General features: G+C 32.6%; 9 protein-coding genes. 4 read left to right on the forward strand and 5 right to left on the reverse strand.

Annotation, left to right across the window (positions count from 1 at the left end):
* Window positions 1-81: 81 nt before the first annotated feature.
* From ABI657_RS03595 to dnaK, 5 genes are all read right to left on the reverse strand, one after another.
* Window positions 82-2,826, reverse strand: a complete 2,745-nt coding sequence (locus tag ABI657_RS03595) for a histidine kinase (protein WP_348095868.1) — start codon at window positions 2,824-2,826, stop codon at window positions 82-84.
* A 102-nt stretch (window positions 2,827-2,928) separates the two neighbouring features.
* Window positions 2,929-4,113 (reverse strand): acetate kinase, encoded by a 1,185-nt coding sequence (locus ABI657_RS03600; RefSeq protein ID WP_348095869.1) that lies wholly within the window; start codon window positions 4,111-4,113, stop codon window positions 2,929-2,931.
* 538 nt (window positions 4,114-4,651) lie between these two features.
* Window positions 4,652-6,745 carry a phosphate acetyltransferase gene (gene pta, locus ABI657_RS03605; protein ID WP_348095870.1) on the reverse strand — a complete coding sequence of 698 codons (2,094 nt, stop codon included), beginning with the start codon at window positions 6,743-6,745 and terminating at the stop codon, window positions 4,652-4,654.
* Window positions 6,746-6,806: 61 nt separating this feature from the next.
* On the reverse strand, window positions 6,807-7,877 hold the full coding sequence (corA, locus tag ABI657_RS03610) for a magnesium/cobalt transporter CorA (RefSeq protein ID WP_348095871.1): 1,071 nt from the start codon (window positions 7,875-7,877) through the stop codon (window positions 6,807-6,809).
* A gap of 140 nt (window positions 7,878-8,017) precedes the next feature.
* Window positions 8,018-9,901, reverse strand: a complete 1,884-nt coding sequence (gene dnaK / locus ABI657_RS03615) for a molecular chaperone DnaK (protein ID WP_348095872.1) — start codon at window positions 9,899-9,901, stop codon at window positions 8,018-8,020.
* 336 nt (window positions 9,902-10,237) lie between these two features.
* Here dnaK and ABI657_RS03620 point away from each other — a divergent pair, with 336 nt between their 5' ends.
* From ABI657_RS03620 to ABI657_RS03635, 4 genes are all read left to right on the forward strand, one after another.
* A complete protein-coding gene (locus ABI657_RS03620) occupies window positions 10,238-10,660 on the forward strand; it encodes an RDD family protein (protein ID WP_348095873.1) in 423 nt (140 codons plus the stop codon).
* Window positions 10,653-11,120 carry a hypothetical protein gene (locus ABI657_RS03625; protein ID WP_348095874.1) on the forward strand — a complete coding sequence of 156 codons (468 nt, stop codon included), beginning with the start codon at window positions 10,653-10,655 and terminating at the stop codon, window positions 11,118-11,120. Before ABI657_RS03620 ends, ABI657_RS03625 begins: the two co-directional genes overlap by 8 nt.
* A gap of 52 nt (window positions 11,121-11,172) precedes the next feature.
* Window positions 11,173-12,198, forward strand: coding sequence for a saccharopine dehydrogenase NADP-binding domain-containing protein (locus tag ABI657_RS03630; protein WP_348095875.1), 1,026 nt, complete (start codon window positions 11,173-11,175; stop codon window positions 12,196-12,198).
* A 124-nt stretch (window positions 12,199-12,322) separates the two neighbouring features.
* Window positions 12,323-12,760: an acyl-CoA thioesterase gene (locus ABI657_RS03635; RefSeq protein ID WP_348095876.1), complete on the forward strand. Its 438-nt coding sequence runs from the start codon at window positions 12,323-12,325 to the stop codon at window positions 12,758-12,760.
* Window positions 12,761-12,810: the final 50 nt, after the last annotated feature.

Genomic DNA, 12,810 nt, shown 5'->3' on the forward strand with positions numbered 1-12,810 from the left:
TTATGATGTAGTAATGATGTATTTGAATTTTGTAAAAAATACTATGAAAAAATATACTATCACTAAAACATGTCGTGAAAATTATAGATTAAGTAAAAATCTGGAAAGATTTTCATCCTGAGAAAGGTTTAACTTTTTTCTTAACCTATACCGATGGAGTTCAACACCTCTGAATGATATGTTCATCAAAGGTGCAATTTCTTTAGAAGAAAGATTCATTTTAAGATAGATGCAGAGTTTAATGTCCTTTTGAGTAAGATTAGGGAACTTTTTAGCAAGATTTATTATAAACTCATTATGAATCTGATTGAGATTGGATTCAAAAATTTCCCATTCATGTTTATTTACCTCATTAATCCTTATTGCTTTTTTAATTTCACTTTTTAGTTTATTAAAATCTTTTTCTGAATCCAGAATACTTTGAATATTCTCAATCATTTCACTTTGTTTGGCAATAGATAAAGATTTACCAGCGACTTCTGATGATTTGGTCTGCAGTTCAAGTTCCAGGATATGTTTTTCGTATTCCTGTATATTTAATTCATTTTCAGCTTTCAGCTCCATTTCGAGAATAGCCCTTTGATGTTTTTGTTCTTCGGCTTGTAAATTTAATTTTTGAATGTAGCGTAATTTATTCCATTTGTAATAAAAGAATAAAACAGTGCCAATTAATAAAAGATATAATAAAATCATCCAGGTTGAAAAATACCATGGCTGTGCAACTGTAAAATTAAATTCTGAAACTTTATCATAACGTACTCCATCATATCTGTAAATAATTATAGAATGATCTCCGCTGGTCAAATTGTTTAATAAAATTAAACCCTCTGAAATTGGAATGAAATTTTGGCTTTTATTGATCTGGTAAAATAAATTAGGCTTTTTAGCACCGTAAATTCCTGAAATTACATTTAACTTCAACTCAGTATTGAATTTGATTTTAGAATCATCTTCAATTAGATTATCATTATTAAAAGCTTCAATTTTAATCTCTTTATTTTGCTTGTTTTCATATTTTAAGTCCAGTGAAATGAATCCGTCATCCAGATTTAATAAGTATTGATTCTCTTTTTTAAAGACTTTGAGATTATCGTTAATCAATTTTCCTTTATAATATTTCTCCTGAATAATATTCCATACAAATTTATTACCCACTGCATAAATGTGATGCAAAATTCCGTCCTGAAGTACCATAAAGTGGTCATCATCAATTGAAACTATATCACTAATACGTTTAAAATTAGCATTAAAAACATCATTTGCATCTAATTCGTTAGTAATGGAATTATAGGTATACCAGGAATTATTAATCAGAAAAAGTATTTCTTGTCTGAATTCGAAAATTTTAACCCCAAAATCATTTTCTATTTTACTTTGTTGGGTAATATTTTCAACCTTTTGGGTTTCATATTTATCATTGTACAAAACACGGTACAAACCACGATAATTATCGGCAGCAAAAATTTCATTTTTTTTGTTTTGGGCTACATATTTTATAGGTTTTGCAATCCCCTTAATTATCTTATGCTCTTTTAATTTGGAAATAGCATCATAAACTAAAATCCCACTATAAGTCGATTGAAAATAGGTGTTACTAATACTGCTTTTTGATAAATTCCAGCCGCCACTTACGTTATTAATTTTGTAAAAAGAACCTTTATCATAACAAAAAGTTCCATCGTTATGGCCTATAACATACTTATCCTCAATTTTAGCAATATTCCATGCTTGCCCCTGAGTATTTGGAAGCATGTTGAATTTCCCTGATAAGTATTCGAAAACGCCATGGTTAGAAGCAATAAGATATCCCTGTTGAGTGTTTGCTACTGAATAAACTGAACCTAAAATTCCGGAATTATCATAAAAAATGGAGATGGGAGAATTCACTTCAATATGAGCAATACCATTATCTAATCCCAGCCATAAATCGTTCTCCTTATCAAAACCGATACTCAAAATCGAATTGTTCATCAGAACATTATCCCGATCGATATTCTTGTAGGTATTGGTATTCAGGTTCAAAATATAAATGCCTTTATTGCCTGTTCCAATAATAAGCTGATTATTTTTTGCGAACTTTGCCACATTAATAGTAGCAGTCTTTAGTATTTCATTTAATGGATTATTCCAAGCTGTCAGATTGTTGTTTTTTTGAATAAAAACGCCTTTTTTCTGGGTAAAAACCCATACATCACCCTGATATTTTTCAATGGCGTGAACAACAGTGTTTTTTAGAACATTCCATCCTTTTGGACTGGCAATTTTGAAACCATTCATTTTGAAAATTCCTTTTTCAACAGATGCAACATAGAGGTTTCTATCCACTACGAAACAGTAGGATATTAAAAAAGGAAAAATTATTTTTTGGATACTTTTTCCATTATAGATAAAAACACCATTAAAGGACTGAAAATAAATCGAACCATTAAATTTGAAAATTTTCCAGATCTCTTCGTTATCTTTTTCATCAAATAATTTAACGTTTTTGGTAATCGAAACATAATGCATTTTACCCTCTTTTCTGTACCAGTAACCAAATTCCTTATAAGAGCCGGAGTAAATTTTATCTCCTTCAATCAGAATAGAACGAATAATAGTTTTATTAGGAAGTGTATATTTTTCCCACACTACGCCATCATATCGCAATAAATAATGATTATTGGCAAAATACATGGCATTATCATTTCCCTGGGCAACATTCCAAAATTGATTATCTCCCTGATAATCTGATTTATTATAGTTTTCAACAAATGGAAGTAATTCCTGAGACTGAATTTGAGATGCGATGAAAAAGAAGAAAAATGATTTTAGAAGTATCGATTTCAAAATATTCGGATTTATATTCAAAGATACTGACAAATATTTAATTTATAAAAAGTAAAAAGCTTCCCTATTGAGAAGCTTTTGAGTAAAAATATATTTTTAAAATTAGTTTTCAAGCAACTGATAAACCTGATTAGCAATTTCAAATTCCTCATCAGTCGGAACCACTAAAACCTTCACTTTTGAATCTGTTTTACTGATTTCTCTAATTTCCTTAGAACGAATCTGATTCTTTTCATCGTCTATTTCAATTCCAAAATAATTCATATCCGTACAAACCAACTTACGCATATAAGATGAATTTTCTCCAATACCTGCTGTAAAGATTATGGCATCCAGACCATTCAATGCAGCCGTGTAAGCACCTATTGTTTTTCTAATTCTGTATGCGTTCATCGATAATGCCAATTGACAGTCCTTATTTCCTTTTTCCGCTTCTGATTCGATATCACGCAAGTCACTATAACCGGTAAGGCCCAGCATTCCGCTTTGTTTTAGTAAAATTGCATTTACTTCATCAGCAGTATATCCGAGGTTTTTTACTAAATAAAAAATTACTGACTGATCAATATCTCCAGCTCTTGTACCCATAATTAAGCCGTTAGAAGGAGAAAATCCCATTGTGGTATCAATACTTTTTCCTTCCTTAATAGCGGCCATACTGCAGCCGTTTCCTAAATGAATTGTTATTATTTTAGAATTATTTTCTAAATAGTCAATTGCTTTTTCAGAAACATATTTGTGGCTCGTTCCATGAAAACCATAAACCCTTACTTTGTTTTCTGTTAAAAGGTAATTGGGAATTGCATATTTATACGCTTCTACCGGAATGGTCTGATGAAAAGCGGTATCAAAAACGGCTACTTGTCTGGCATCTGAAAAAATTTCTTCGGCAACATTTATTCCAACTAAATGCGCCGGATTATGCAAGGGAGCCAATTCTGAAAGTTCTTTTATTTTATCTTTTACTTTCTGAGTAATAATCGTAGTATCTGAGAAATAAAATCCTCCATGCACGACACGATGACCCACAGCTTTAATCTCCGAAGTTGACTTAATAACTCCTTTTTCAGCATTCAGAAGCAATTCGGCTACTTTTTGCAAACCAACTTTATGAGTTGGGACCGGTATTATTTCTTCTATTGAAATTTCTGCAGTTTTAAAGGTGATGTTGGAAGTTTCTAGTCCTATTCTGTCAATCATACCCGAACAAACTACTTCGTTTTCCGGCATGACCATTAATTGATATTTTATCGATGAGCTTCCTGAGTTTATTATTAATATTTTCATGTAAATTTATTTAATTATTGAAAGATTCAAAATTGAATTATTAATTTTTCAATCTTATTCAAAGCGGAACATGGATGACACGGATTTGCTAAGCAAAAACGCTGATAAAAACAGATTTTTAATTTAATCAAAATAACTTAACATATAGATTGACATAAAAAAAGTAATAATTATAAATATTACATTGTATACCTTAAATGCAATTTTATTACTTTTTAATTCTTGTATACATTGTCTGGCAAATTCAGAATTTCTTCTTTTGAATACTTTTTTATTGAAATAATTCAACACTAAAACAATTACTAAAAAACACGCAAAGACAAAAAGAGAATTAGTTTTTAATTTTGAAAATAAACCTTTCTTTAAAATTGCAAAAATTACCAATATTACAAATGCTTCAAAACTTGAAATAATAGTAGTTTCCTTTCCCGAAGATTTAGCTCCTGTATTCAGATAAAAGAAGTAATTGTATATTTTTTTAATATTCAATGCTCAAACATATTTGTTAAATTAATTACCTAATCTTTAAATATAAAATTTAGAATCCCTGCGCCTGAATGGCTGTAATAACTACTGTATTTATAATATCATCTACCGTACAGCCACGGCTTAAATCATTTACAGGCTTGTTTAAACCCTGCAGCATGGGTCCAATGGCTAAAGCTCCGGTTTCTCTCTGAACGGCTTTATAGGTATTGTTTCCTGTATTTAAATCAGGAAAAATCAGCACACTCGCCTGACCTGCAACTTCAGAATCCGGCATTTTGCTTTTTCCTACTGCACGATCTACAGCCGCATCATATTGAATTGGTCCTTCAATCTTTAAATCGGGACGTTTTAGTTTTACAATTTCGGTTGCCGCCCGAACTTTCTCCACCTCATCTCCTTTTCCTGATGATCCTGATGAGTACGAAAGCATCGCAATTTTAGGTTCTATTCCGAAAGCAGCACTCGAATCTGCTGAGGAAATAGCGATTTCGGCCAATTGCTCGGCAGTTGGATTTGGATTGATGGCGCAATCTCCAAATACGGAAACCCGGTCTTCCAGACACATAAAAAACACAGAGGAAACTACTGATGAATTGGGTTTTGTTTTAATAAATTGTAGTGCCGGTAAAATGGTATGTTGTGTGGTGTGTGCAGCTCCGGAAACCATTCCGTCAGCATGGCCTTTATACACCATCATGGTTCCGAAATAGGAAACATCTTCCATTAAATCCCTTGCCATTGTTATGCTTACATTCTTTGCTTTGCGAAGTTCATAATAGGTATTGGCATAATCTTCATAATTTTCCGATTCAATCGGGTTGATGATATTGACTTTGGAAAAATCAAAAGTAATTCCTAACTCGATAATCTTATTTTCAATTTGTTTCTTATCCCCAATTATCGAGATATCTACCACATCCATATCTAACAATCTTGATGCGGCCATGATAATTCTATCATCATTTCCTTCCGGTAAAACAATATGTTTACGGTGCTGCTTAGCTCTTTTGACCATATTGTACTGGAACATTTTGGGTGTCATTCCTTCAGGTACAAAAGTGATTAATCTTTCGGATAACGCATCATTATCAACATATTTTTCAAACGTATTTATAGAAGTCTCAATTTTATTAGTATTATTGGCATAAATTTTTGCCTTGATACCGCCAATTTTATTTGTGATCTGATACGTTCCGCCATCTACAGCAAGAATCGGAACAATAGCTGAAAGTCCTTCAATTAATTTTAAAATGCTTTCTTCAGGGAGAATATTTCCTGTTAAGATAATTCCTGAAATGGTTGGATAATTTGCAGATTCATTCGCTTGTAAAGCTCCTAAAATAATATCGGAACGATCTCCAGGCGTTATTACTAAAGCATTATCTTGCAAATGAACCAGATAGTTATGTAATTGCATCGCACCCACACTAAAATGCCCAATTTCATTATTGAGGTAGTTTTCTCCAAAAAGTACTTTTGCATCCAATTCATTAACAATTTCCTGTATTGTCGGGTTATTCAGACTCGAAATTAAAGGAATTGTATTGATCAAAACATTCTCAGGTAAACTTTTTTGCAATCCTTTGGTAACCAGTTCAATGTTTTCAGGCTGAACTTTATTGGCAAAAACTCCTAAAACTTCTACTTCCTTAACTTTAAAAGAATCGTAAACCAAATACAGACTGTCAACCAATTCATCTAAAGTTTTTCCCACTCCAGAGCCAATAATAACAGTTGGAATTCCGAGATTTTTAGCAATCAGGACATTCAGATCCAATTCTATTGAAGTTCCTTCACCTGTAAAACTGGTTCCTTCCACCAGAACAAAATCAAAACGTTCTTCGAGTTTTTTATATTTTTCAATAATAAAATCTAAAACTTCGCCTATTTTTCCTTTATTTTTCTTTTTGATGAGTTTGCTTTTGGTGATGGCATAAGCCTCTTCAAATTCAATATCAAGGTTGAAATATGACAAAACCGTTTCAATATGATTGTCTAATTCTCCATCCACAAAATCCTCTACAATTGGTCTGAAATACGCTACCTTTGACGTTTTACCAATCAAAATACTCATCAAACCGAGTGTTATAATTGATTTTCCGCTATCCTGATCACTTGTTGCAATATATATCGCTTTACTCATAATTTATATTTTCAATCTATAAAGATGTATTTGAATTGTATTTTTAATGTACTGACTAAGATTAGAACCAACGCCTTTTTTTGAAATAAACAATTAAGGCTATAACCAATAGAAACATTACTATCATAACAATAAAGTAGCCGTTTCGGGCATGCAATTCAGGCATATTATCAAAATTCATTCCGTATACCCCAACAATAAAAGTAAGCGGAATAAATACGGCCGAAATTATTGTGAGTGTTTTCATAATCTCATTCATTTTTCGGGTTTGCTCCGAGAAATAAAAATTGGAAGCACTTTCCAATGAACTCATATCCGAATCGATTTGCTCTAAAAGTTCCAGGCTTTTTTGGTGCAGCCGGATGAAAAAATTAAACGTTTCTTTTTGAATTAGGTCGTTTGTATCATCTTCTTTGATGGTTTTTAAATAATACAACGAATCCCGAAGCGGAATAATAGAACGTTTTAAAAAATTAAAATTATCACGGTGGTTTTCAATCTTTTCAAGAATAACCGGATCCGCTCCTTTTTTGGTCAAATCAATAAGTTCTTCAATATTGTGTTCTTCATCTTCAATGGTAATGTAAAAATTTTCCATTACGGCATCGAGTAATAAATACAGCAGATAATCTACTTTTTTAGTTCTTACTATTCCTGCATGCGTTCTTAAACGCTCCCGAATATGCGAAAAAAAATCACTTCGTTTTTCCTGAAATGAAATTAGTATTCCATCTTTAACTATAAAAGTAAGCTGTTCGACTTTAAGTCCATCTGAGTGTTCTGAAGGCAAAAGCGATTTTATATTAAAAAATAAAATTCCTTCCTGCTCCTCTAACTTGGTTCTTTTGGTAGTATTTAAAATATCGGCCAATAAAAAATCATCTAATTTGAAATGAGCACCAATTGTTTTTATTAAATTAATATCGGTTAATCCGTGAATATTAAGCCAATTGTTTTTTGAATAATCAATGCAGGTATTTAAAGATTCAACAGTAAACTTTTCATATTCAACAACATCTTCATTATTATATACAAAAAGCTGCATTTCTGATTTGTGCTCTTTTTGTGATCCTGTATATTCTAATGTGACATGCTGCAGCTTACGGCCTTTTTTATATTTTATTTTTCTCATTCAAAAATGATTTATTATAGTAATATTACGAAAAAGAATCCAAAAAGGAAATGAGAATAGTCATTTTGTAGATTCTTTTAGACATAAAAAAAGCCGAATCGTTTCTGATCCGGCTTTTAATTTATAAACTAAAAAGTAAATTATTTTACTTCTTCAAATTCAACGTCTTCAACATTGTCACCTTGAGACTGCTCTTGTTGAGGAGCTGCTTGTTGACCTTGTTCACCTTGAGCATACATTGCTTCTGTAGCTGTTTTCCAAGCTGCATTGATGTTGTCAAGAGCGGTTTGAATAGCTGGAATGTCCTGAGACTGGTGCGCCATTCTCAATTCAGTTAAAGCGTATTCTACTGCAACTTTATGGTCGTCAGCAAGTTTGCTTCCTAACTCTTTCAATTGACTTTCTGTTTGGAAAATCATGCTGTCAGCTTCGTTTAATTTCTCAGCTCTTTCTTTAGCTATTTTATCAGCATCAGCATTAGCTTCAGCATCTTTTTTCATTTTTTCGATTTCTTCAGCTGTTAATCCAGAAGAAGCTTCGATACGGATATCGTGAGATTTTCCAGTTCCTTTATCAGTTGCAGAAACTTTGATGATACCATTTGCATCAATATCAAAAGTAACCTCGATTTGAGGAACTCCTCTTGGTGCTGGTGGAATACCGTCTAAGTGAAAACGACCGATAGTTTTGTTATCAGCAGCCATCGCTCTTTCTCCTTGAATAACGTGGATTTCAACAGATGGTTGAGAATCAGCAGCAGTTGAGAATACTTGAGATTTTTTAGTTGGAATAGTTGTGTTTGACTCGATTAATTTAGTCAATACACCACCCATAGTTTCGATACCTAAAGATAAAGGTGTAACGTCAAGTAACAATACATCTTTTACATCTCCAGATAAAACTCCACCCTGAATAGCAGCTCCAATAGCAACAACCTCATCAGGATTAACACCTTTAGATGCTTTTTTACCAAAGAATTTCTCTACTTCGTCAGCGATTCTTGGCATACGGGTAGAACCTCCAACAAGGATTACTTCGTCAATATCAGATGTAGATAAACCTGCATCTTTTAATGCTTTAGCAACTGGCTCCATAGAACGTTTAACTAATGAATCAGATAATTGCTCAAATTTAGCTCTTGATAATTTTTTAACTAAGTGTTTTGGTCCTGAAGCCGTAGCCGTAACGTATGGCAAGTTGATTTCAGTTTCTGAAGAAGAAGACAATTCAATTTTTGCTTTCTCTGCAGCTTCTTTCAAACGTTGCAATGACATTGGGTCAAGACGTAAATCAATACCTTCTTCAGCTAAGAATTCATTAGCTAACCAGTCAATAATTTCGTGGTCAAAATCATCTCCACCTAAGTGAGTATCACCATTTGTAGACAATACTTCAAAAACTCCATCTCCTAATTCAAGAACAGAGATATCAAAAGTACCTCCACCTAAATCGTAAACAGCAATTTTTTGATCAGTTCCTTTTTTATCTAATCCGTAAGCAAGTGCCGCAGCAGTTGGCTCGTTGATGATACGCATTACTTTAAGACCTGCAATTTCTCCAGCTTCTTTCGTAGCCTGACGTTGTGCATCGTTAAAGTAAGCAGGAACAGTAATAACCGCTTCAGTTACAGTTTGACCTAAATAGTCTTCAGCAGTTTTTTTCATTTTTTGAAGCGTCATTGCAGACAATTCCTGAGCAGTATATAAACGACCATCAATATCCACACGTGGCGTATTGTTGTCCCCTTTTACTACTTTGTAAGATACTCTCTTTGCTTCATTTGTAGTTTCAGCAAAAGTGTGTCCCATAAAACGTTTAATAGAAGCAATAGTCTTAGTTGGATTAGTTACTGCTTGTCTTTTTGCAGGATCACCCACTTTAATTTCTCCACCTTCAACAAAAGCGATGATAGATGGCGTTGTTCTTTTTCCTTCTGCGTTAGGAATAACAACTGCTTCGTTACCTTCCATTACAGAAACACAAGAGTTCGTCGTACCTAAGTCAATTCCGATTATTTTACCCATTTTTATATAATTTATTTTTGATATACTAATTTTATAACTCAAGGTGGCATAAGTCAATCTTTGTGCCAATATAAAAAACCAAAGTAAAATGTCAGTTTCATGTCGGCACACTAAAATTAATCTGACAACATGACATTTTCAAAACCTGACAACTATGGCATATCAGTACTTTAGGTGTCATTATCAGGAGCTGATTCCTGCTATACATTACAATCTTTTATGGCGAACGCCGCCACAAAAGGATTTTCATTTCTATCAGGGCTATAAACTTAGATTTCATCAGAAAACCTTATATCTAAAAAATTTCAGGGATTTAATTATCTTCGTCAAAAAACTATGGAAGAAAAATACCCTTTTATGTTAGAAAGAATACAATCCATGCTAATAGATTCTGTTTTAATAATCGCTTTTATGATAATTTTCTCAGATATTTTATCCAATTTTAAAGACGTTCCAAATTGGTTAAGAGCGATTTTACTAATTTCTCTCTTTTTGTACGAACCAATTGCCACAGCGGCTGGCGGAACAATCGGCAATAATATAAAAGGAATCAGAGTTCGAAAAAATGAAGACGAAGCCCAGTCAATTAATTTCTTTCAGGCTTTTATCCGTTATTTTTTCAAACTTCTGTTTGGCTGGCTTTCTTTTATTACTATTTTTTCAAACAACAAAAAAAGAGCAATTCACGATATTTTTAGTGGAACGGTAATGATAAAAGTCCAAAGCATACAATCAAAAACTATAAAAAACCATGAATGAAGAATTAGAGAGCCAATTTACAGAATTTGAAAAGCCATTAATAATAAGAAGAAAACTTTTGCCATGGTGGATTAAAACTTTTTGCTGGATTTTTATGCTAATGGGAGGCTGTTCTGTAGGTGCGTTAATTTTTAATCTTTTTACGCCAAATATTCGTTTATCAATTTATGGATTTACAACTTATACCGCTTTTTCAGGAATTGGACTGTTTATCATTGCTATTATTATATTCAAAGGATATGCTGCTTATACGCTCTGGTTCGAAAAACAAAATGCTATTTTAATTGGAAAGTTTGATGCTATTGCAGGAATTGCAATTTGTTTATTTTCTATGATTATACTTCCTTTTATTTTCAGAAGTATTCGTTTTGAATTTAGATTTGAACTCATACTTCTTATTATTTTTTATCTAAGATTAAACAAAATAGAATATGAGTGGAATAACTTAAAAACCATTTAAAGTTCTGTCATTTAAATAGCTGCTTTTTTAAAATAATAAAATAATTCTTTCTATGAAAAATACCATTGCAGTTTACGGAGCTTACGGTCACACCGGAAAATTTATTGTAGCCCAGCTTTACAAACTGGGTTATAAACTAATGCTTTCAGGAAGAGATCATGAAAAGTTAACAGATCTAAAAAAGCAATATCCTAATTCTGAAATAAAAGCGGCAGATATCGAGGACTCTGAAGCATTAGATAACGCCTTTTCTGATGCAAAAATTATTATAAATTGTGCCGGTCCTTTTTTAGACACGGCAACACCTGTCATTCAGTCTGCGCTGCGATTAGGTATTCATTATATTGATTTAAGTGCCGAACAAAAATCGGTATTGGATATATTTGAACAATTTTCTGAACAGGCAAAAAACGATAAGATTATAATAATTCCGGCTGCGGCATTTTACGGCGGATTAGGCGACTTATTAAGTACAGCGGTAACTCAGGATTGGAATCAAATTGACGAAATAAACATTTATATCGGGCTGGATTCCTGGCATCCAACAAAAGGAACCAGATTAACGGGAGATCGAAATCATTATAAAAGATTAACTTTTAAAGACAAAAAATTACTGGAATTTCAATCCGGTCCTACAACAAAATGGAATTTCAAAAACCCAATCGGAACTAAGGAGGTTGTTGGTTTGCCGCTTTCGGAAATCATCACTATTTCCCGTCATTTGAATGTAAATTCCATCAATACTTATCTGAGTCAAAACTCTTTGGATGATCTTAGAAATGAAAACACACCGGAGCCAAAACCTACTGATGAAAAGAACAGATCGTCTCAACAATTTTCTGTAGAAGTATTGGCTAAAAATGGCAAAACAGAACGAACAATTACCGCTCAGGGTCAGGATATCTATGCTGTAACTTCACCTTTGGTGGTTGAAGCCGTAAACAGAATATTGTCAGGTAAAATAAAAAATACAGGCGTAACCGTTATGGGAGAAATATTTGATGCAGCCGATTTTTTGCGATCATTGGATACTGATGATATTGTAATTTCAGACATTGAAGAATCTGAATTGAATTAAAATATTCAATAACAACAAGAATTTACTTTCCGATAATGATAATTTCAATAAATAAAAAAAGCAGCTTTTATCATTTTATTTGTAATTTCGATTTTCAAATTTTATCATAAAAACAGAAGTAAAAATGGCATCATTTATAAAAGAAATATCTTTTCGCTGGTCAGATCTTGATCCTAATTTTCACGTTCGTCACAGTGCTTATTACGATTTTGGTGCTCAGCATCGTATTGAAATTCTGGAGCAATTAGGTTTAACATTAAAAGTTATGCAAACTCAGGGATTTGGTCCTGTTTTATTTAGGGAGGAATGCGTTTTCAGAAAAGAATTGAAACTTTCGGATAAAATTTTTATCCACACCAAAACATCAAAGATGAAAGCCGATGCTTCACGCTGGTCGATTATTCACGAATTCAGGAGAGAAGATGATACACTTTGCGCAACCATTACAGTTGACGGAGCCTGGATGGATACCAAACTTAGAAAATTAGCTTCTCCAACTCCGGAAATTGCAATTGAAGCTTTGCGTGTTTTCCCAAAAAGTGATGATTTTATCGGACTATAATAAAAAACTTGTTCATTCTAAATATAAAACCGTTACAACTTAATGTAACG

Origin of the sequence: Flavobacterium sp. (assembly GCF_039930565.1) — a bacterium.
Taxonomy (GTDB): Bacteria; Bacteroidota; Bacteroidia; order Flavobacteriales; family Flavobacteriaceae; genus Flavobacterium.